This window comes from Variovorax sp. GW823-FHT04B03 (assembly GCF_058796495.1).
Window position 1 is genome coordinate 210,561 of sequence record NZ_JBXAIT010000003.1, and the last position, 21,180, is coordinate 231,740.

The following is a 21,180-nucleotide window of genomic DNA, read 5'->3' on the forward strand; positions in this document are numbered from 1 at the left end:
TCAGAGCTTCTTCTGCAGGAAGACAGCGTGGCCGAATTCCGGGTCGAGCTGGTAGCTGACGAAGCCTTCGCGCTCGTAGCTGCGCAGCGCGGGCGCATTGCCCGACAGCACCTCGAGCGTGAGCTTGCAGGCGCCGCGCCGGCGGGCTTCCTGCTCGACCTGCGCGAACATCTGCTGCGCCACGCGCTGGCCACGGTGGCTGGCGCGCACGACCACGTCGTGCACGTTGACCAGCGGCTGGCAGGCGAAGGTCGAAAAACCTTCGATGCAGTTGATCAGGCCGACGGGCGTGTCGCCGTCGAAGGCCAGCACACTGAACGCCTGCGGCCGCGCCGCCAGCGCGGCGGGCAGGCCTTCTCGCACCGACGTGGGCAACGGCGTGCCGCCACCGGCCGGGTCGCGCGCGTAGCTGTCGAGCAGTTCGACCACGGCCGCAGCCTGCAGCGGGTCGCGGTAGTCAGCCAGGCGGGTTTCGATGCGGCCCGCCGTCGTCATGCGGCAGGCTTGAGCGTGGCCGCGAGGCGCTCGGCGCAAGACTGCGACTGCTTCGGATCGCGCGCCTCGACCATCACGCGCACCAGCGGCTCGGTGCCGCTCGCACGGATGAGCACGCGGCCCGCATCGCCCAGCTCGGCTTCGATGCGCTTCGTTTCGCTGGCGAGCGCCTGGTTGCTCTTCCACTCCTGGCCGGGCGCGAGGCGCACGTTGATCAGCGTCTGCGGGAACAACGTGACGCCTTCGAGCAGCTGCGCCACCGTCTTGCCGCTGCGCACGCAGGCCTGCAGCACCTGCAGCGCGCTCACGATGCCATCGCCCGTGGTGTGGCGGTCGAGCGCCAGCAGGTGGCCGGAGCCTTCGCCGCCGAGCAGCCAGCCGCGCTTGTCGAGTTCTTCGAGCACGTAGCGGTCGCCGACCTTGGCGCGCACGAACTCGATGTCCTGCGCGCGCAGGGCCATCTCGACGGCCTTGTTGGTCATGAGCGTGCCGACCACGCCCGCCGGCTTCTCGCCGCGCGCGATGCGTTCGGCCACCATCAGGTACAGCAGCTCGTCGCCGTTGAACAGGCGGCCGCTGGCATCGACCAGCTGCAGCCGGTCGGCGTCGCCGTCCAGCGCGATGCCGTAGTCGGCCTTCTGCGCCGTCACGGTGGCGACCAGTGCCTCGGGGTGCGTGGCGCCGAAACCCTTGTTGATGTTGAGGCCGTCGGGTGCGCAGCCGATGCTGGTGACGTCCGCCCCCAGTTCGTGGAACACATTCGGCGCCACCTGGTAGGCCGCGCCGTGGGCCGCATCGACCACCAGCTTCATGCCGCGCAGCGACAGGTCGTTGGCGAAGGTGCTCTTGCAGAACTCGATGTAGCGGCCGTCCGCGTCGTTGAGGCGGCGGGCCTTGCCCAGGTTGGCCGAATCCACCCAGACGGGTTCTTCTTCGAGCGCGGCCTCGACGGCCAGCTCCCAGGCGTCGTCGAGCTTGGTGCCCTGCGCGCTGAAGAACTTGATGCCGTTGTCGGGAAAGGCGTTGTGGCTGGCGCTGATCACCACGCCCAGGCTGGCGCGCTGGGCGCGCGTGAGGTAGGCCACGCCCGGCGTGGGCAACGGGCCGAGCAGCACCACGTCGACGCCGGCGGAGTTGAAGCCCGACTCGAGCGCCGATTCGAGCATGTAGCCCGAGATGCGGGTGTCCTTGCCGATCAGCACCGTGGGACGGGCCTGGGTTTTCTTGAGGACGCGGCCGACGGCGTGTGCGAGGCGCAGCACGAAATCGGGGGTGATGGGCGATTGGCCGACCGTGCCGCGGATGCCGTCGGTGCCGAAATACTTACGGGTCATGTTGTTGCTCTTTGAAGGTGTTCTTGCGGTGCTTCCGCGCGCATGGCACGCCATACGGCGAGGGCGGCGAGGGTGTCGCGAACGTCGTGCACCCGCACGACCGCCGCACCCCGGTCCACGGCCAGCACGGCGGCTGCCACGCTGGGCACGGTACGCCCGGATGCATTGTCGATGCCGGTGACGGCCCCGATGGAGGACTTGCGGGACCAACCTAGCAACAAGGGGTAACCGGTTGCCAACAATTCCCGCTGCCGACCGAGGAGCGCGAAGTTCTGCGCCACGCTCTTGCCGAAACCGACGCCCGGATCGAGCGTGATGCGCGCGGGGTCGATGCCCAGCGCTGTCAGGGGCGCCAGTTGCGCGTCCCAGAAAGCCAGCACCTCGGGAATCACGTCGCCCTGCATCGGCAGCGTCTGCATGGTCTGCGGGTCGCGGTGCATGTGCATCAGGCAGATGCCGCAGGTGGGGTGCGCCGCCACGGCCTCGCGCGCGCCGGGCTGGCGCAGCGCCCAGATGTCGTTGACGATGTCCGCACCCAGGTCGAGCACGGCGCGCATCACGTCGGGCTTGTAGGTGTCGACCGACAGCGGCACGTTCAGCTTCACCGCCTCGCGCACCACGGGCAGCACGCGCGCCAGCTCGGCGTCCAGCGGCACGGCGGGGCTGCCGGGGCGGGTCGATTCACCGCCGATGTCGAGGATGTCGGCGCCCTCCTTCAGCAACTGCTCGCAGTGCTTCAGCGCAGTCTCGGTCGACGCATGCGCGCCGCCGTCGGAGAAGGAATCGGGCGTGACGTTGACGATGCCCATCACGCGCGGCTGCGCGAGATCAATCCTGAAACGCGAGGTCTGCCAAACCGCACCATCTGGCTCACCATGGAAAACGGGGCCAGGGGCCCCGTTGTTGCTTGATTTCAAGCTCACCTCAAGCGGCGGTCGGCGCCGGGTCAGGATTGACGGCCGGCGTGCCACCACTGCCGCCACTGCCCGAAGGCGGAATGCGCGGCGTCCAGTCCTTGGGCGGACGCGGTGCGCGGCCGGCCATGATGTCGTCGAGCTGTTCGCTGTCGATGGTTTCCCATTCGAGCAGCGCCTTGGCCATGGCGTGCATCTTGTCGCTGTTCTCTTCGATGAGGCGGCGCGCCAGGGCGTACTGCTCGTCGATGATGCGGCGCACCTCGCCGTCGACCTTTTCCATGGTCTGTTCGCTCATATTGGTCGTCTTGGTGACCGAGCGACCCAGGAACACTTCGCCTTCGTTCTCGGCGTAGACCATCGGGCCCAGCGCGTCGGTCATGCCGTAGCGCGTGACCATGTCGCGGGCGATGGAGGTCGCGCGCTCGAAGTCGTTGCTGGCGCCGGTGGTCATCTGGTGCATGAACACTTCTTCGGCGATACGGCCACCGAACAGCATGCTGATCTGGTTCAGCATGTACTCGCGGTCGTAGCTGTAGCGGTCCTGCGACGGCAGGCTCATGGTCACGCCGAGGGCGCGGCCACGCGGAATGATCGTGACCTTGTGGACCGGGTCGCACTTGGGCAGCAGCTTGCCGATGAGGGCGTGGCCGGACTCGTGGTAGGCCGTGTTGCGGCGCTCTTCCTCGGGCATGACCATGCTCTTGCGCTCGGGGCCCATGAAGATCTTGTCCTTGGCCTTCTCGAAGTCCTGCATCTCGACCACGCGCGCATTGCGGCGGGCGGCCATCAGGGCGGCTTCGTTGCACAGGTTGGCCAGGTCGGCACCCGACATGCCGGGCGTGCCGCGGGCGATGACGCTCGGGTTGACGTCCTGGCCCAGCGGGACCTTGCGCATGTGGACGGCCAGGATCTGCTCGCGGCCGCGGATATCGGGCAGCGTGACGTACACCTGACGGTCGAAACGGCCCGGACGCAGCAGTGCGGCGTCCAGGATGTCCGGGCGGTTGGTGGCAGCCACCACGATCACGCCGAGGTTGGTTTCGAAGCCGTCCATCTCGACTAGCATCTGGTTGAGGGTCTGCTCGCGCTCGTCGTTGCCGCCGCCGAGACCGGCGCCACGCTGACGACCCACCGCATCGATTTCGTCGATGAAGATGATGCAAGGCGCGTTCTTCTTGGCGTTCTCGAACATGTCGCGCACGCGGGCCGCGCCCACGCCGACGAACATTTCAACGAAGTCGGAACCCGAGATCGAGAAGAACGGCACCTTGGCTTCGCCGGCGATCGACTTGGCCAGCAGCGTCTTGCCGGTGCCCGGAGGGCCGACCAGCAGCAGACCGCGCGGAATGCGGCCGCCGAGTTTCTGGAAGCGCTGCGGGTCTTTCAGGAAGTCGACGACTTCACGGACTTCTTCCTTGGCCTCGTCGCAGCCTGCGACGTCGGCGAAGGTCACCGTGTTGTTGTTCTCGTCCATCATGCGGGCCTTGCTCTTGCCGAAGCTGAACGCCCCGCCCTTGCCGCCGCCCTGCATCTGGCGCATGAAGTAGATCCACACGCCGATCAGCAGCAGCATCGGGCCCCAGCTGACCAACAAGGTCATGAGGAGCGAGCCCTCTTCGCGCGGCTTGACGTCGAACTTGACGTTGTGGTCGATCAGGTCGCCCACGAGGCCGCGGTCGAGGACCGTGGCGGTCGTGCGGATCTTGCGATCGTCGTTGGTGACGGCGACGATCTCGCCGCCGCCGGCGCCTTCAGGAATGATGGCGCTCTTGATCTGGTTGTTGCGGACCTGGTCCAGGAACTCGGAATAGCTCACCGTTCCCGAGCCGACGCCACCGCGGGTGTCGAACTGCTTGAACACAGTGAACAACACCATGGCAATGACGAGCCATACGGCAACTTTGGAAAACCACTGATTGTTCAAACGAAGCTCCAGTCGAAAGCGCGTGACGGGAATATGAAATACGCGCTGAGGGTACGCAATTGCGCCCCATTTTAGGCTTTTCAAGCTGCGAAAAGCGGACATTTCCCTATAGCAGCCATAGGCTGACAAGGGTTTGCGCCCCTGGAGGGCACGCTGCGGCAAGGTATCAATGCGTATCGGATGCCTTCAATCCCCTGCCGATGAGGAAGGTCTCGGCCGATTTGTCGCGCGATGCCTTGGGCTTGAGCGGCTTCACGACGCGGAAATTGGCCTTGAACATCTTGACCAATTCGTCGTACCCGCTGCCATGGAAGACCTTGGCCACCAATGCCCCTTCGGGCTTCATGTGGTTCTGGGCGAAGTCGATGGCCAGCTCGATCAGGTGCTCGACCCGGGCAGCGTCCGCCGAGTGGATGCCCGACAGGTTGGGCGCCATGTCCGACACCACCAGGTCGGCCTTGCGGCCGTCCAGCACCGCCAGGAGCTGCGCCAGCAGCGCGTCCTCGCGGAAATCGCCCTGCAGGAAGGTCACGCCCTCGATGGGCTCCATCGGCAACAGGTCGAGCGAAATGATGGTGCCGTTGAGGTCGCCGACCGCCGCCCCGCCCGGCGACATGCGCCGCCGCAGGTACTGGCTCCAGGCCCCCGGGGTCGAGCCCAGGTCGACCACCAGCTGGCCGGGCTTGACCAGCCCGAGCGACTCGTCGATTTCCTTGAGCTTGTAAGCCGCGCGGGCGCGGTAGCCCTCTCTGGTCGCGAGCTTCACGTAGGGGTCGTTGATGTGGTCGTGAAGCCACGCCTTGTTGACTTTTTTGCTTTTGGCTTTGGTGCTCATGAGGGTGTTCGTGTACGCGTCGATAATACGGGGATGCCCGCCATTCAACTTACCCCTGCCGAGCGCAAGGTGCACCGCGCCGAAGCTCACCACCTGGATCCGATCGTCATGGTCGGTGGAGACGGGCTCACCCCTGCCGTGAAAAAGGAGGCCGACGCGGCCCTGAAGGCCCATGGCCTGATCAAGGTGCGCGTCTTCTCCGACGACCGCCTCGCCCGTGACGCCATGCTCCAGGAGCTCGCCGACGAGCTCGACGCCGCCCCGATCCAGCACATCGGCAAGCTGCTCGTGCTGTGGCGCCCGAAGCCCGAAAAAGAGCGTGTCATCGACGAAGACCGCATGCCCGGCCCGCGCGACGTGAAGATCGTCAAGTACAGCAAGCGCGGCGGCCAGCGCCCTGAAATCAAGACCCTGCGCGTGCTCGGCAACCAGCGCCTCACCCCTGGCGGCACCATCAAGCGCGCCAAGGCCAAGCGCCCGCTGTCGGCCAAGAAACGCAACCAGGCGGACTGAACTTGGTGGCAGCGCAAGGCGCCCAGCGCCATATCCTCTGCATGAAGTGGGGCACCAAGTACGGCCCCGAGTACGTCAACCGGCTCTATGCCATGGTGCGCCGCCACCTCAGCGGCGACTTCAAGTTCGTCTGCCTGACCGACGACGGCAACGGCATCCGCCCCGAAGTGACGTGCCTGCCGATTCCACCGCTCAACCTCCAGCTGGCCCCGGGCCAGCGCGACGGCGCCTGGAAGAAGCTCACGACCTTCGAGCAGGACCTGCACGGCCTGCGCGGCACCGCCCTCTTCCTGGACGTCGACGTGGTCATCGTCGGCAGCCTGGACGCCTTCTTCGAGCAGCCCGGCGAATTCCTGATCATTCACGACTACGCCCGCCCCTGGCGGCGTGAGCGGATCACGGGCAATTCATCGGTCTACCGCTTCGAACTGGGTGCCCATGCCGACGTGCTGGCGTACTTCCGCGCCAACATGGACAAGGTGCAGGCCGAATACCGCAACGAGCAGGCCTACCTGTCGGACGTGCTGCACAAGCAGGGCAAGCTGGCCTACTGGCCGGCCGCCTGGTGCCCGAGCTTCAAGTACCACGGCATCCCGACCTGGCCGACCAACTACTGGGAAGAGCCCTTCGTGCCCGAAGGCGCCCGCGTGATGGTGTTCCACGGCGAGTGCAACCCGCCCGATGCGCTGGCGGGACGGCGCAACCGCGCCTTCCGCTACATCCGGCCGGCGAACTGGGTCGCCAAGCACTGGAAAGAGTAGAGCCGGAGGGAGGCGGCGAGCGCGTCGCCTCCCCGGTTCAGCGTGGCGCCCGAGCGGCGGCGCCCATGCGCCACAGCAAGGTGCCGGCGCACGCCCACTGAACAAAGTACATGCCCGTGCCCACGGCGTGCCACAGCTTGAGGTTGTCGCGCGCCACGATGCGCGGCGCCACGGCGTACTGCTGCAACAGCGCCAGCAGCAACGCCGCCAGCACCAGGAAGATGGCCGTCAACACCGGCCCGGTCATGCCGTCGTCGGCCTTCTGGCGGAAATGGATCAGCAGGATCAGCCCGCAGCCGATGGCGATCCAGCTCTGCGCCTCGAACAGCTGGGCGGCGAAATTGCCGGCCACCGCCGGGTTGCCGAGCCTGGCGAACAGCATCGGCACCACCAGGAAACCGATGGTGCTGAGGCTGCCCCACCAAAGGGCCGCCAGCATCAGCGCGACGCGGTCTTTCATCCGGCTCAGAGGTAGCGAACCGCCACGATCTCGTAGCGCTTGAGGCCGCCCGGCGCCTGCACTTCGGCCGTGTCGCCCTCTTCCTTGCCGATCAGCGCGCGCGCGATCGGGCTGGAGATGTTGATCAGGCCAAGCTTCAGGTCGGCTTCGTCTTCGCCCACGATCTGGTACTTGACGGCATCGCCCGACTCTTCTTCTTCGAGTTCGACGGTCGAGCCGAACACCACCTTGCCACCGGCATCGAGCTCGCTCGGGTCGATGATCTGCGCGGCCGAGAGCTTGCCTTCGACTTCCTGGATGCGGCCTTCGATGAAGCCCTGGCGGTCCTTGGCGACTTCGTATTCGGCGTTTTCGCTCAGGTCGCCCTGGGCGCGTGCCTCGGAAATGGCGTTGATGACCCAGGGACGGTCGACCGTCTTGAGCTGGTGCAGTTCGGCACGCAGTTTTTCAGCGCCGCGCTTGGTGATCGGAATGGTGGCCATGTTGTTGGTTCTCCATAAAGCGAAACCGCCGAACGCTGCCGTTCGGCGGTCGATTGAGGGAATTGATCAGACGAGTGTGCGTCCGGTCAGCCGGCTCAGGATGGCGAGCGGGCTCGATTCGGGATTGTATTGCTTCGATGCGGCCAGATGAAGGGTCTGCTCGAGCATGTACTGGCCCGCCATCACGGCGTGCGAGGTCTGGTCCGAGAAGCACACCCACACCGAACCCGGCGGGAATTTCGCCGTTTCCTGTGGCGAGTTTTCCTGGTACGCCATGTCCGACTTCATGCCGTCGTGCAGCTGCAGCATCAGGTGGTCGTACTCGCTGCGGAACGACTTGGTGACGTGCAGTGCCTGCAGCAGCTTGGCCTGCCAGCGCGCATAGGGCTTGGCTCGCGGCAGGAAGCGCTTGGCGATGTCCTCGAAAGGCTCGCCCACGCGCCACACGCGCGGTGCGCTGTCGGGGTTGACGTTGGTGAACACGCGCAGGATGCGCTCGCCGTAGTTGGGACGCGACGGGAACGCATCGACGTGCAGGCGCCGGTCGTCGGCGCGCCAAGATTGCACGCGCGTCTCGACCTGGGCCGGCCGGTAGCTGGTCGGCGCCAGGCGCAAGGCCGGCGTGTAGTGCGGCAGCAGCCCATGGATGAGCTGCTGCGCCTGGGTGCGAAAACGCTTCACCATCGCCGCCGTGGCACGCTGCACCGCCTCGTCACCGACGGCGCCCTTGAGCTTGCCGTGGGCATCGAGGCTGATGTTGCGCACGTCGGGCGACAGCAGGCCGGGCGTCAGCAGGCTGCGCTCTTCAGGCAGCAGTTCGAAGCCCAGCCGTGGGAAGTACAGCACCTTGCCGGCTTCCAGTTCCGCGATCCACGCCTCGTTGGGCGTGGCCGCGTTCCAGTCAGTCAGGCCCAGTTCGACCAGCTGCGTTTGCATGATGGCGGTGCCCGGTCAGGCGGCGGCCAGCTGCGCGTGCATCTCCTGCACCGAGATCACGCCCAGCTCGTCCATGAAGCCCATGCCTTCGACCGCGGCTTCGGCACCGAAGATCGTGGTGAAGGTGGTCACGCGCGCCAGCAGCGCCGAGGTGCGGATCTGGCGCGAGTCGGTGATCGCGTTGCGGCGCTCTTCCACCGTGTTGATGACCAAGGCAATCTCGTTGTTCTTGATCATGTCCACGATGTGCGGGCGGCCTTCGGTCACCTTGTTGACCGTCTCGCAGGCGATGCCGGCAGCGCTGATGGCCGCGGCGGTGCCCTTGGTGGCGACCAGCTCGAAGCCCAGCTTGGCCAGGCCGCGCGCCACTTCGACGGCACGTGCCTTGTCGTTGTTCTTCACCGAGATGAAGGCCTTGCCCGACTTGGGCAACAGCGTGCCCGCGCCCAGCTGCGACTTCACGAAGGCTTCGCCGAAGGTCTTGCCCACGCCCATGACTTCGCCGGTCGACTTCATCTCGGGGCCGAGGATGGTGTCGACGCCCGGGAACTTGACGAACGGGAACACGGCTTCCTTCACGCTGAAGTACGGCGGGGTGACTTCCTTGGTCACGCCCTGCGACGCGAGCGACTGGCCGGCCATGCAGCGTGCCGCCACCTTGGCCAGCTGGATGCCCGTGGCCTTGCTCACGTAAGGCACGGTGCGCGACGCACGCGGGTTCACTTCGAGCACGTAGATGACGTCCTTGCCGTCCTTCTGCTGGATGGCGAACTGCACGTTCATCAGGCCGACCACGTTCAGCGCAGCGGCCATGGCAGCGCTCTGGCGCTTCAGCTCGGCCACCGTGTCGGCGTTCAGGCTGTAGGGCGGCAGCGAGCAGGCGGAGTCGCCCGAGTGCACGCCGGCCTGTTCGATGTGTTCCATCACGCCGCCGATCAGCGTGCCGCCTTCGGCGTCACGGATGCAGTCGACGTCGCATTCGACGGCGTCGTTCAGGAAGCGGTCGAGCAGCACCGGCGAGTCATTGCTGACCTTCACGGCCTCGCGCATGTAGCGCTCGAGGTCGCGCTGCTCGTGCACGATTTCCATCGCGCGGCCGCCGAGCACGTAGCTCGGGCGCACCACCAGCGGGTAGCCCAGGGCCGCAGCCTTTTCGAGCGCTTCGGGTTCGGTGCGCGCGGTGGCGTTCGGCGGCTGGCGCAGGCCCAGCTCGTGCAGCAACTTCTGGAAGCGCTCACGGTCTTCGGCCGCGTCGATCATGTCGGGCGAAGTGCCGATGATCGGCACGCCGTTGGCTTCGAGGTCGAGCGCGAGCTTCAACGGCGTCTGGCCGCCGTACTGCACGATCACGCCGAGCGGCTTTTCCTTGTCGACGATCTCGAGCACGTCTTCGAGCGTCAGCGGTTCGAAGTACAGGCGGTCGGAGGTGTCGTAGTCGGTCGACACGGTCTCGGGGTTGCAGTTGACCATGATGGTCTCGTAGCCGTCTTCGCGCATGGCGAGCGCGGCATGCACGCAGCAGTAGTCGAACTCGATGCCCTGGCCGATGCGGTTGGGACCGCCGCCGAGCACCATGATCTTCTTCTTGTCGGTCGGGTCGGCTTCGCACTCGTCTTCATAGGTCGAGTACATGTAGGCCGTGTTGGTCGCGAACTCGGCCGCGCAGGTGTCCACGCGCTTGTAGACCGGGCGCACGCCCAGGGCGCGGCGCTTCTCACGGATGGCCGTGTCGGTGGTCTTGAGTTGCTTGGCCAGGCGGCGGTCGGAGAAGCCCTTCTTCTTGAGAGCGAGCAGCGTGTCCTTGTCGATGTCGTCGAGCGACTTGGTTTCCAGCTCGAGTTCGATCTTCACGATCTCTTCGATCTGCACCAGGAACCACGGGTCGATCTTGGTCAGCGCGAACACTTCATCGACGCTCAGGCCCATGGCGAAGGCGTCGCCCACGTACCAGATGCGCTCGGGACCGGGCTCGCCCAGTTCCTTCTCGAGCACTTCGCGGTCCTGCGTCTTCTCGTTCAGGCCGTCGACGCCCACTTCGAGGCCGCGCAGGGCCTTCTGGAACGACTCCTGGAAGGTGCGGCCCATGGCCATCACCTCGCCCACCGACTTCATCTGCGTCGTGAGACGCGAGTCGGCCTGCGGGAATTTTTCGAAAGCGAAACGCGGGATCTTGGTGACCACGTAGTCGATCGACGGTTCGAACGACGCAGGCGTGGCGCCGCCGGTGATCTCGTTGCGCAGCTCGTCGAGCGTGTAGCCCACGGCCAGCTTGGCCGCGACCTTGGCGATCGGGAAGCCGGTGGCCTTGGAGGCCAGCGCCGACGAACGCGACACGCGCGGGTTCATCTCGATGACGACCATGCGGCCGTCCTTCGGGTTGATGGAGAACTGCACGTTCGAGCCGCCCGTATCGACGCCGATCTCGCGCAGCACGGCCAGCGAGGCGTTGCGCAGGATCTGGTACTCCTTGTCGCTCAACGTCTGCGCGGGCGCCACGGTGATCGAGTCGCCGGTGTGCACGCCCATCGGGTCGAGGTTTTCGATCGAGCAGACGATGATGCAGTTGTCGGCCTTGTCGCGCACGACTTCCATCTCGTACTCTTTCCAGCCGAGCAGCGACTCTTCGATCAGCAGCTCGTTGGTCGGCGAGGCTTCGATGCCGCGCTTGCAGATGGTCTCGAACTCTTCCGGGTTGTAGGCGATGCCGCCGCCGGTGCCGCCCAGCGTGAAGCTGGGGCGGATGACGACCGGGAAGCCGACCGTCTTCTGCACGGCCCACGCCTCGTCGAGCGTGTGGGCGATGCCCGAACGCGCCGAGCCCAGGCCGATCTTGGTCATCGCGTCCTTGAACTTCAGGCGGTCCTCGGCCTTGTCGATGGCTTCGGGCGTGGCGCCGATCAGCTCGATCGGGCGGTTCGTGGCCGTGCCGGTGTACTTGTCGAGCACGCCGTTGCGCCACAGGTCGAGCGCGCAGTTCAGCGCGGTCTGGCCGCCCATGGTCGGCAGGATCGCGTCGGGGCGTTCCTTGGCGATGATCTTCTCGACCGTCTGCCAGGTGATGGGCTCGATGTAGGTGACGTCAGCCGTGGCCGGGTCGGTCATGATCGTCGCGGGGTTGCTGTTGATCAGGATGACCTTGTAGCCCTCTTCGCGCAGCGCCTTGCAGGCCTGCACGCCAGAGTAGTCGAACTCGCAAGCCTGGCCGATGATGATCGGGCCGGCGCCGATGATGAGGATCGATTTGAGGTCGGTGCGCTTAGGCATTCTTGTGCTCCGTCTTGTGCTTTTCCATGAGTGCCGTGAAGCGATCGAACAGGTAGCCGATGTCGTGCGGGCCCGGCGAGGCTTCGGGGTGGCCCTGGAAGCAGAACGCGGGCTTGTCGGTGCGCGCCAGGCCCTGTAGCGTGTTGTCGAACAGGCTGATGTGGGTGGGACGCAGGTTGGCCGGCAGCGACTTCTCGTCGACCGCGAAGCCGTGGTTCTGGCTGGTGATGCTCACGCGGCCGTTGTCCAGGTCCTTCACCGGATGGTTCGCGCCGTGGTGGCCGAACTTCATCTTGAAGGTCTTGGCGCCCGAGGCGAGCGCCATGATCTGGTGACCCAGGCAGATGCCGAAGGTGGGGATGCCGGTCTCGATCAGTTCCTTGACCGCGCTGATGGCGTAGTCGCAAGGTTCCGGGTCGCCGGGGCCGTTGGCCAGGAAGATGCCATCGGGTTTGAGCTTGAGCACGTCGGCCGCGGGCGTCTGCGCCGGCACCACGGTGATGCGCGCGCCACGCTGCGCGATCATGCGCAGGATGTTCTTCTTGACGCCGTAGTCGAACGCAACCACGTGGAACTGCGGCGTGATCTGCACGCCGTAGCCCGCGCCGAGCTTCCACTCGGTCTCGGTCCATTCGTAGGTCTGCTTGACCGACACCACCTTGGCCAGGTCGAGGCCGGCCATGCTGGGCGCGGCCTTGGCGGCGGCGATGGCCTTGTCGATCAGCGCCTGCGTCACGGTCTCGCCCGCGGCCAGGCCCAGGATGCAGCCGTTCTGGGCGCCGTGGGTGCGCAGGTGGCGCGTGAGCTTGCGGGTGTCGATGTTCGCGATGGCCACCGTGTTGCCGGACACGAGGTACTCGGTCAGCGTGGCGGTCTTGCGGAAGTTGGAAGCGACGAGGGGCAGGTCCTTGATGATCAGGCCCGCGGCATGGATCTTGTCGGCTTCGATGTCCTCGCCGTTGACACCATAGTTGCCGATGTGCGGATACGTCAGGGTGACGATCTGCTGGCAGTAGCTGGGGTCGGTGAGGATTTCCTGGTAACCGGTCATCGCGGTGTTGAACACCACTTCACCGGTCGTGGAGCCGGCGGCTCCGATCGAGTTGCCGAGAAAGACCGTGCCGTCTGCGAGCGCCAGGATGGCGGGCGGGAAACTTCCCTTGAGAGACAAAAGCACTGGGTTCTCCGGATGGTTACGGTCGCCCGGAGCCCCAGGCGCGTTGCCTGCGGACTGCTGCTTAAGGGGATTTTGGCGTTGAAGGCGGCCGGGCGACGCTGATTTGCGAGTAAGCCCCCGATTGTAGCCCGGACTGGGTGTGTTATTTGGCCTGCAGGGCTGCTCCGCTTGCGTGCAGGCAGATGGCGGCCGCCGCCGCCACGTTGAGCGACTCTTCGCCGCCCGGCTGCGCGATGCGGATGTGATGGGCGGCCCGGGCCTCCAGCGCGGCCGAAACGCCCTGCCCTTCGTGGCCCATCAGCCAGGCGCAGGGGTGCGGCAAATTGGCCTTGTGCAGCCATTCGCCCCGGTGCGAACTGGTGGCCACCAGCGGCACCCGCAGCGCATCGAGCGCGTCGATGTCCACGCCTTCGACCAGCCGCAGGCCGAAGTGGGCCCCCATGCCGGCGCGCAGCACCTTCGGCGCCCACAGCGCGGCCGTGCCCTTGAGCGCGATCACCTGGGTGAAGCCGAAAGCCGCCGCGCTGCGCAGGATGGAGCCGGCATTGCCGGCGTCCTGCAGGCGGTCGAGCACCACGCTCGGCGCGTCGGGCAGGATTTCGGGCCGCGGCGGCAGGTCGAGCACGAAGCCCATCGGCGCGGGCGACTCCAGGCCACTCACTGCGCGCAGCAGGTCGTCGGCGACCACTACCGTTTTGATAGCACTCTGCACCCATTCGGCGGGCGCCGAAGGCCAGAATTCTTCTGAAAACACCGCCACCGCCGGCCGGACGCCGCGGGCCAGCGCCGCGCGGCACAGGTGATCGCCCTCGAGCCAGAGGCGGCCGAGCTTGCGGTAGGCACCCGGGTCCTGGGCGAGCTTGCGCAGATCCTTGAGCAAGGGGTTGTCGCGCGAGCTGATGTGGCTCGGGCCGGTGTCGGTGGTCATGGCGGGCTCAAGGGGCGGCGCGCGGATCGAGGCGTGCGTTGTTGTTTTCGGCGGCGCCGATCACGTGGGCGACCGAAACCTCGCCGGCCATGACGTTGACGCCTGAAGTTGCGGCGGCCGTGCGCGCCAGCGCCGCCGCCACCGGGCTGAACGACCGACGGTGATGCACGCAGGCCCCATGGCGCTGGAGCGCCTCGAGGTGCTCGCGCGTGCCGTAGCCCTTGTGGCCGGCGAAGCCGTAGTGCGGAAATTCGTCGTGCAGTTGCGTGCAGAGCCGGTCGCGGTGCACCTTGGCCAGGATGGACGCGGCCGAGATCGCCTTGACCCGCGCGTCGCCCTTGACGATGGCCTCAGCCAGCACGTCGAGCCGGGGCAGGCGGTTGCCGTCCACCAGCACCTTGACGGGCTTGAGCCGTAGGCCTTCGACCGCACGACGCATCGCGAGCATGGTGGCCTGCAGGATGTTGAGGCTGTCGATCTCCTCGACCGAGGCCTGGGCGATCGAGCAGCACAGCGCTTTGGCGAGGATCTGGTCGTGCAGGCGTTCGCGCTGCAGGGCCGTGAGCGTCTTGGAGTCGGCCAGGCCACGGATCGGGCGCAGGTCGTCGAGGATCACGGCCGCGGCCACCACGGGCCCGGCCAGCGGCCCGCGCCCGGCTTCATCGACGCCCGCCATCAGGCCGGGCGCATCCCACACCAGCGGGGCCTGCTCAGCCTTCAAGAACTTTCTGGATCGCATCGGCGCACAGTGTGGGCGTGTCGCGCTGCAATTGCACATGCAGCGCTGAAAATCTTTGTTGCAGCGCCTGCGTCTTCGCGGGCGCGTCGAGCCATTCGAGCGTGGCGTTGGCCAGGGCCTCGGGCGAGGCGGCTTCCTGCAGCAGTTCGGGCACCACGAACTCGCGGCAAAGGATGTTCGGCAGCCCGACCCAGGGCTGCAGCTGCTTGCGCTGCATGAGGCGCCACGAGAGCCCGTTCATGTTGTAGGCGATGACCATCGGCCGTTTGAACAGCGCCGCCTCGAGCGTGGCCGTGCCGCTGGCGATCAGCGTGACGTTGCAGGCGGCGAGCGCGGCATGCGACTGGCCGTCGAACAGCTTCACCCGACCGGCCATGCCGGCGGCCTGCAGCAGGCTTTCGACCTCGGCGCGCAACCCCGGCAGGATCGGCGCGATGAACTGCAGCTTCGGCTTGGCCTTCTGCATCAACGCCGCAGCAGCGAAGAAGCGGGCCGCGAGGTAACGGATTTCGGAACGGCGGCTGCCAGGCAGCAGCGCGACGACCTGCGCCTCGGGGTCCAGCCCGAGTGCGGCGCGGGCGGCAGCGCGGTCGGGCGTCATCGGGATCACGTTGGCAATCGGATGGCCCACATAGCTCGCGGCCACGCCCTGCTTTTCGAGCAGTTCTGGCTCGAACGGGAAGATGCACAGCACGTGGTCGGCAGCGGCCCGGATCTTGTCGATGCGGTCGGCACGCCAGGCCCAGATCGAGGGGCAGACGAAGTGAACGGTCTTGATGCCCTCGCTGCGCAGGCCGGCTTCGAGGTCGAGGTTGAAATCGGGCGCGTCGACGCCGATGAACAGCTCGGGGCGCTCGCGCAGCAGCCGGGCCTTGAGCTGGCGGCGGATGCCGGCGATCTCGGCGTAATGCCGAAGCACCTCGATGTAGCCGCGTACGGCCAGCTTTTCCTGCGGCCACCAGCTCTGGAAGCCATGGGCCAGCATGCGTGGGCCGCCGATGCCGACGGTCTGCAAGGCCGGCCAGCGGGCTTCGAGGCCGTCGAGCAGCAAACCCGCGAGCAGGTCGCCGGACGCTTCGCCCGCGACCAGCGCGAAGCGGCGCTGTTCGTTCGTGCTCATCGCGCCCATGTCAGCGCGCGATGCCGCGCGTTGAATGAGCGAGGAAGGCCTCCATCAGCGCGACATCGCCGGCGGCCTCGGGCATCTCCGCCGCGAGCTCGGCGATGGCGGCGCGCGCCTCTTCGAGCGTCTTGCCCTGCCGGTACAGCAGGCGGTGCATCTGCTTGACCGCCGCGAGCCGCTGCGCCGAGAAATCGCGCCGGCGCAGGCCCACGATGTTGAAGCCGCGCACGGCCAGCGGATTGCCGTCGACCAGCATGAACGGCGGCACGTCCTGCGAGATCGCGCTCGCAAAACCGACCATGGCGTGGGCGCCCACCGAAACGAACTGGTGGATGCCCGTCAGGCCGCCGATCGTGACCCAGTCGGCCAGGTGCACGTGCCCGGCCAGCGTGGTGTTGTTGGACAGCGTGGTGTGGTTGTCGACCCGGCAGTCGTGCGCGATGTGCGTGTACGCCATGATCCAGTTGTCGTTGCCGACACGCGTGATGCCCCCTGCCCCGGGCACGCCGAGGTTGAAGGTGCAGAACTCGCGGATCACGTTGCGGTCGCCGATGGTGAGCTCGGTCGGCTCGCCCGCGTACTTCTTGTCTTGCGGGATCGCACCGAGCGACGAGAACTGGAAGATCCTGTTGTCGCGCCCGATGGTGGTGCGCCCTTCGATCACGCAGTGCGCGCCGATGGTGGTGCCCGCGCCGATCCGCACGTGCGGGCCGATCACGGTATAGGGACCGACCGACACCGAGGCGTCGAGCTGGGCCTTCGGGTCGACGATCGCGGTCGAGTGAACCTGGGTCATGCCTTGCAAGAGACGATGAGCCGGATCAGCTGTTGATCTGGCGCATGGCGCACATCAGCGAGGCTTCGCACGCCAGTTCGCTGCCCACGAGCGCACGGCCCTTGAACTTCGAGATGCCGGCCTTCATGCGCTCGATCTCGACTTCCAGCGTGAGCTGGTCGCCAGGCTCCACGGGGCGCTTGAAGCGTGCGCCGTCGATGGCTGCAAAGTAGTAGACCGTGTTGTCGTCGGGCACGATGTCCAGCGAGCGGAACGACAGCAGCGCCGCGGCCTGCGCCATGGCTTCGAGCATCAGCACGCCCGGCATCACCGGACGGTGCGGGAAGTGGCCGTTGAAGAAGGGCTCGTTCATCGTCACGTTCTTGAGCGCCGTGATGCGCTTGCCCTTCTCCATGCTCAACACCCGGTCCACCAGGAGAAACGGGTAGCGATGCGGCAGCAACTTGAGAATTTGGTGGATATCGAGCGTCGTGTCCGTCATGGTGTTCTGTTCCTGCATCGTCGTCATTGTTTCGAGGGGGCTTTTTCCAGCGCCTTCAGTCGTTCGCGCAGGCTGTGCAACTGCTTGAGTGTTGCCGCATTCTTTTCCCAGTTCGCATTGTCATCGATCGGAAACATGCCGGTGTACTGGCCGGCCTTGCGGATGGAGCGTGTCACCACGGTCGCCGCCGACACGTGCACGCCGTCGGCCACCGTGAGGTGACCCAGCACGATGGCGCCGCCGCCGAAGGTGCAGTGGGCGCCGATGGTGGCGCTGCCGGCCACGCCGACGCAGCCCGCCATGGCGGTGTGCTTGCCGACACGCACGTTGTGGCCGATCTGGATCAGGTTGTCGAGCTTCACACCGTCTTCGATCACGGTGTCGTCGAGCGCGCCGCGGTCGATGCAGGTGTTGGCGCCGATCTCGACGTCGTTGCCGATGCGCACCGCGCCCAGCTGCTCGATCTTGACCCAGGCGCCCTGGTGCGGCGCGAGGCCGAAGCCGTCAGCCCCGATCACCACGCCGGGGTGCAGCAGGCAGCGCTCGCCGATGGTGCAGTCTTCGCTCACGGTGACGCGCGATTTCAGTACGGTGCCCGCGCCGATGCGCGCGCCCCGCTCCACCACGCACAGCGCGCCGATGCGCGCGGTGGCGTCGATCTGGGCTTCGGGATGGATCACGGCGGAGGGATGGATGCGATCAGCTTCCGGGCGCGCATGGTGCGCTTTCCACAGCTGCGTCAGGCGCGCAAAGTAGTAGTACGGGTCGGGCGTGACGATGTAAGCGCCACGCGCCGCGGCAGCGTCGCGCATGGCGGGTGACACGATGACACAGGCCGCCTTGGAGGCGGCCAGTTCCTGCTGGTATTTGGGATGGCTCAGGAAGCTGAGCGCATCGGGCTGTGCATTCTGAAGCGGCGCGAGCCGCTCGATGGACAGCGTGGCATCTCCATGAAGCTCGCCCCCGAGGGCGTCAACGATGGCTCCGAGCTGCAGCGACACGCCGGTTCGCGGCGTTACTTGCCGGCCGCAGGCGCAGAGGAGCCGACCGACGCGTTGAGCGCCTTGATCACCTTGTCGGTGATGTCGTGCTTCGGGTTGATGTAGATCGCTTCCTGGAGGATGGCGTCGTACTTTTCGGCTTCGGCGACCTGCTTGACCACGCGGTTGGCGCGCTCGTAGACCTGCTGGAGCTCTTCGTTCTTGCGCGCGTTCAGATCTTCCTGGAACTCGCGGCGCTTGCGCTGGAAGTCGCGGTCCTGGTCGACCAGCGAACGCTGGCGCGAGACGCGCTGGCTTTCCGACAGGGTCGGCGCCTCGCGCTCGAACTTCTCCGAGGCCATCTTCAGCGCATCGCCCTGCACGGTCAGGTCCTTTTCGCGCTTGAGGAATTCAGCCTCGAGCTTGGCTTGCGCGGTCTTGGCCGGCTGCGCTTCACGCAGGACACGGTCGGGGTTCACGAAACCGATGCGAAAGCTTTCCTGGGCCTGCGCGGGCGCAGCCACGAGGGCAAAAGCGGGAATCAGGAACGCGCCGGCGGCGGCGCGAATCAAATGCTTCATTTAGAAAGACGTTCCGATCTGGAATTGGAGGCGCTGAATTCTATCCTTCGGGATCACGACGAACCCGGTGCTGGGATCCGTCACTTCCTTCTGGGACTTGACGGGGAAGGCGTAGGCCAGGCGCAGCGGGCCCAGCGGCGAGATCCAGCTGATGCCCAGGCCGACCGAGGCGCGCAGCTTCTTCTGGGCCTTCCATTGCTCGTCGGTCACGTTGGGTGCACGGGAGCCGAACACGTTACCGACGTCGAAGAAGCCGTACAGGCGCAGCGTGCGGTCGTTGCCGGCGCCGGGGAACGGCGTGCTCAGCTCGGCGTTGAAGATGGCCTTCTTGGTACCGCCCAGTGCCGCGCCTTCGGTCTGGCCGAGCAGCGGCTGGTCGCGCGGGCCCAGCGAGTTCTGCTCGAAACCGCGGATCGAACCCAGGCCACCGGCGTAGAAGTTCTTGAAGATCGGGTAGACCTTGCCACCGAAGGCCTTGGCATAACCCACTTCGCCGTTGATGGCGAAGGTGTACTGCTTGTTGATCGCGAAGAACTGCTGGTACTGGTAGCTTGTCTTCAGGTACTTCATGTCGCCGCCCACGCCCAACTCGAGGTTGGCGCGCTGCAGACGGCCGGTGGTCGGGACCAGCGCGCTGTCGCGGCTGTCGCGGCCCCAGCCCACGGTCAGCGGGATGCCCCAGACACTCTTCTGGTCGCAGCTGGTGACGAACCAGCCGGTCGCGTCCTTGCCGCAGTGGAAGTAGTTCAGGTACGACTGCGGCGTGGTGAGGCCGGCGAGCGCCGAGCGGTTCGGGTCGAACGCGTAACGCTCCAGGCCGACGCCGAAGAAGACGGTGTCGAGTTCGCTGAACGGCACGCCGAAGCGGATCGAGGCGCCCTGGTTCACCAGCTTGTAGTCGCCGTCTTCGTTCGTAGAGTACGGGCGCGTCGTCGTGTGGTACACGCTGATCGTGCGCGAGATGCCGTCCTTCGTGAAGTAAGGATCGGTGGTGGTCAGCGACAGCGTGCGGTTGTACTTGCTGGTGTTGACCTGCACGCCCAGGAAGTTGCCCGAGCCGAACACGTTCTCCTGCGAGATGCCGAAGGTCAGCGCGACCTTTTCCGCGCTCGAGTAGCCGGCGCCCAGCTGCAGCGTGCCGGTGGGCTTTTCGGCCACGTTGACGGTCAGGTCGACCTGGTCGGGCGAGCCCGGCACTTCCTGGGTCTCGACGTTCACTTCGGTGAAGAAGCCCAGGCGGTCCACGCGGTCGCGCGAAACCTTGATCTTGTCGCCGTCGTACCACGAGGCTTCGAACTGGCGGAACTCGCGGCGGATCACTTCGTCGCGCGTCTTGTTGTTGCCGCCGACCGACACGCGGCGCACGTAGACGCGGCGCGAGGGCTCGGCCTGCAGCGTGAGCGTGACGCGGTTGTTCACGCGGTCGATGTCCGGACGCGCCTGCACGCGGGCGAAGGCGTAGCCGAAGGTGCCGAAGTAGTCGCTGAAGGCCTTGGTGGTCTCGGTGACCTGCTCGCCGTTGTAGGGCTCGCCGGGCTTGATCGTGATGAGCGACTTGAACTCGTCGTCGCGGCCCAGGTAGTTGCCGTCGAGCTTGATGCCCGCCACCACGAACTTCTCGCCTTCGGTGATGTTCACCGTGACGCTCAGGTCCTTGCGGTCCGGCGAAATGGCGACCTGGGTCGAATCGATGCGGAACTCGAGGTAGCCGCGGGTGATGTAGTAGCTCTTCAGTGTCTCGAGGTCGGCGTTGAGCTTGGCGCGCGAGTACTGGTTCGACTTGGTGTACCAGCTCATGAAGCCGCCGCTGTCCTGGTCGAACAGGCTCAGCAGCGTCGATTCGCTGAAGGCCTTGTTGCCTACCACGTGCACTTCGCGGATGCGGGCGGATTCGCCTTCGGTCACGGTGAACGTCAGGTTCACGCGGTTGCGCTCGATGGGCGTGACCGTGGTCACGACGTTCGCGTTGTACAGGCTGCGGCTCACGTACTGGCGCTTGAGCTCCTGCTCGGCGCGGTCGGCCAGCGCCTTGTCGTACGGGCGGCCGTCGGCCAGTCCGATTTCACGCAGCGCCTTCTGCAGCGCCGCCTTGTCGAATTCCTTGGCGCCGACGAAGTCGACGTCGGCGATGGTGGGCCGCTCTTCGACGATCACCACCAGCACGTTGCCGTTGACGTCGATGCGCACGTCCTTGAACAACCCCAGGTCGAACAGCGCGCGGATCGCGGCCGAGCCGCGTTCATCGCTGTAGGTGTCGCCCACACGCAGGGGCAGCGACCCGAAGATCGTGCCGGCCTCGACGCGTTGCAAGCCTTCGACGCGGATATCGCGCACCGTGAAAGGCTCGACGGCCCAAGCGGCCGTGGCCGCCAGCGTGCTGGCCACCACCGCGGCAACGCTACGCAGGCGAAAGCGACTGAAGTTTGTGTTCATCTGTGAATTGGGCCGGCACGG

General features: G+C 66.3%; 20 protein-coding genes. 2 read left to right on the forward strand and 18 right to left on the reverse strand.

From position 1 onward, the window contains the following. The 5 genes from AC1RAD_RS14100 to AC1RAD_RS14120 all read right to left on the reverse strand — a co-directional run bounded on the left by AC1RAD_RS14100 (position 1) and on the right by AC1RAD_RS14120 (position 5,505). Positions 1-495, reverse strand: a complete 495-nt coding sequence (locus AC1RAD_RS14100; protein WP_492735475.1) for a GNAT family N-acetyltransferase — start codon at positions 493-495, stop codon at positions 1-3. Next, positions 492-1,829: a phosphoglucosamine mutase gene (glmM, locus tag AC1RAD_RS14105; RefSeq protein WP_492735477.1), complete on the reverse strand. Its 1,338-nt coding sequence runs from the start codon at positions 1,827-1,829 to the stop codon at positions 492-494. Before glmM ends, AC1RAD_RS14100 begins: the two co-directional genes overlap by 4 nt. Next, the gene (gene folP / locus AC1RAD_RS14110) at positions 1,826-2,638 is read right to left on the reverse strand and encodes a dihydropteroate synthase (RefSeq protein WP_492735479.1); all 813 of its coding nucleotides are present in this window, start codon (positions 2,636-2,638) and stop codon (positions 1,826-1,828) included. The genes glmM and folP overlap by 4 nt, the downstream gene beginning before the upstream one ends. Before the next feature lie 115 nt (positions 2,639-2,753). Then, a complete protein-coding gene (ftsH, locus tag AC1RAD_RS14115) occupies positions 2,754-4,670 on the reverse strand; it encodes an ATP-dependent zinc metalloprotease FtsH (protein ID WP_062471558.1) in 1,917 nt (638 codons plus the stop codon). A 166-nt stretch (positions 4,671-4,836) separates the two neighbouring features. Beyond that, positions 4,837-5,505 carry an RlmE family RNA methyltransferase gene (locus AC1RAD_RS14120; RefSeq protein ID WP_307583523.1) on the reverse strand — a complete coding sequence of 223 codons (669 nt, stop codon included), beginning with the start codon at positions 5,503-5,505 and terminating at the stop codon, positions 4,837-4,839. 33 nt (positions 5,506-5,538) lie between these two features. On the opposite strand from AC1RAD_RS14120, the gene AC1RAD_RS14125 reads away from it, so the two are divergent. Both AC1RAD_RS14125 and AC1RAD_RS14130 read left to right on the forward strand, forming a co-directional pair. After that, a complete protein-coding gene (locus AC1RAD_RS14125; protein ID WP_062471564.1) occupies positions 5,539-6,018 on the forward strand; it encodes a YhbY family RNA-binding protein in 480 nt (159 codons plus the stop codon). A 2-nt stretch (positions 6,019-6,020) separates the two neighbouring features. Further along, the gene (locus AC1RAD_RS14130; RefSeq protein WP_492735481.1) at positions 6,021-6,779 is read left to right on the forward strand and encodes a glycosyltransferase; all 759 of its coding nucleotides are present in this window, start codon (positions 6,021-6,023) and stop codon (positions 6,777-6,779) included. A 37-nt stretch (positions 6,780-6,816) separates the two neighbouring features. On the opposite strand, the gene AC1RAD_RS14135 is transcribed toward AC1RAD_RS14130, so the two are convergent. The 13 genes from AC1RAD_RS14135 to bamA form a co-directional block, all read right to left on the reverse strand. Continuing rightward, positions 6,817-7,239 (reverse strand): DUF4149 domain-containing protein, encoded by a 423-nt coding sequence (locus AC1RAD_RS14135; RefSeq protein ID WP_095745195.1) that lies wholly within the window; start codon positions 7,237-7,239, stop codon positions 6,817-6,819. A gap of 5 nt (positions 7,240-7,244) precedes the next feature. After that, a complete protein-coding gene (greA, locus tag AC1RAD_RS14140) occupies positions 7,245-7,721 on the reverse strand; it encodes a transcription elongation factor GreA (protein WP_056518766.1) in 477 nt (158 codons plus the stop codon). A gap of 66 nt (positions 7,722-7,787) precedes the next feature. Next, the gene (gene kdoO / locus AC1RAD_RS14145) at positions 7,788-8,657 is read right to left on the reverse strand and encodes a Kdo hydroxylase KdoO (protein WP_492735483.1); all 870 of its coding nucleotides are present in this window, start codon (positions 8,655-8,657) and stop codon (positions 7,788-7,790) included. A gap of 15 nt (positions 8,658-8,672) precedes the next feature. Further along, a complete protein-coding gene (gene carB / locus AC1RAD_RS14150) occupies positions 8,673-11,921 on the reverse strand; it encodes a carbamoyl-phosphate synthase large subunit (protein WP_062471576.1) in 3,249 nt (1,082 codons plus the stop codon). Next, on the reverse strand, positions 11,914-13,098 hold the full coding sequence (gene carA, locus AC1RAD_RS14155; protein ID WP_307693729.1) for a glutamine-hydrolyzing carbamoyl-phosphate synthase small subunit: 1,185 nt from the start codon (positions 13,096-13,098) through the stop codon (positions 11,914-11,916). Before carA ends, carB begins: the two co-directional genes overlap by 8 nt. A 142-nt stretch (positions 13,099-13,240) precedes the next feature. Continuing rightward, entirely contained in the window at positions 13,241-14,026 is a 786-nt protein-coding gene (locus AC1RAD_RS14160; RefSeq protein ID WP_492735486.1) for a TrmH family RNA methyltransferase, read from the reverse strand. A gap of 7 nt (positions 14,027-14,033) precedes the next feature. Next, positions 14,034-14,765, reverse strand: coding sequence for a ribonuclease HII (gene rnhB / locus AC1RAD_RS14165; RefSeq protein WP_492735487.1), 732 nt, complete (start codon positions 14,763-14,765; stop codon positions 14,034-14,036). After that, a complete protein-coding gene (lpxB, locus tag AC1RAD_RS14170) occupies positions 14,737-15,885 on the reverse strand; it encodes a lipid-A-disaccharide synthase (RefSeq protein ID WP_492735489.1) in 1,149 nt (382 codons plus the stop codon). Before lpxB ends, rnhB begins: the two co-directional genes overlap by 29 nt. A 10-nt stretch (positions 15,886-15,895) precedes the next feature. Continuing rightward, positions 15,896-16,684: an acyl-ACP--UDP-N-acetylglucosamine O-acyltransferase gene (gene lpxA / locus AC1RAD_RS14175; RefSeq protein ID WP_095745191.1), complete on the reverse strand. Its 789-nt coding sequence runs from the start codon at positions 16,682-16,684 to the stop codon at positions 15,896-15,898. Positions 16,685-16,709: 25 nt separating this feature from the next. Next, positions 16,710-17,165, reverse strand: coding sequence for a 3-hydroxyacyl-ACP dehydratase FabZ (fabZ, locus tag AC1RAD_RS14180; protein WP_056582588.1), 456 nt, complete (start codon positions 17,163-17,165; stop codon positions 16,710-16,712). 23 nt (positions 17,166-17,188) lie between these two features. After that, positions 17,189-18,166, reverse strand: a complete 978-nt coding sequence (gene lpxD, locus AC1RAD_RS14185; RefSeq protein WP_492735491.1) for a UDP-3-O-(3-hydroxymyristoyl)glucosamine N-acyltransferase — start codon at positions 18,164-18,166, stop codon at positions 17,189-17,191. A 14-nt stretch (positions 18,167-18,180) separates the two neighbouring features. Further along, positions 18,181-18,726: an OmpH/Skp family outer membrane protein gene (locus AC1RAD_RS14190; protein ID WP_492735493.1), complete on the reverse strand. Its 546-nt coding sequence runs from the start codon at positions 18,724-18,726 to the stop codon at positions 18,181-18,183. Further along, entirely contained in the window at positions 18,727-21,159 is a 2,433-nt protein-coding gene (gene bamA / locus AC1RAD_RS14195) for an outer membrane protein assembly factor BamA (protein WP_062471595.1), read from the reverse strand. Positions 21,160-21,180 lie beyond the last annotated feature (21 nt).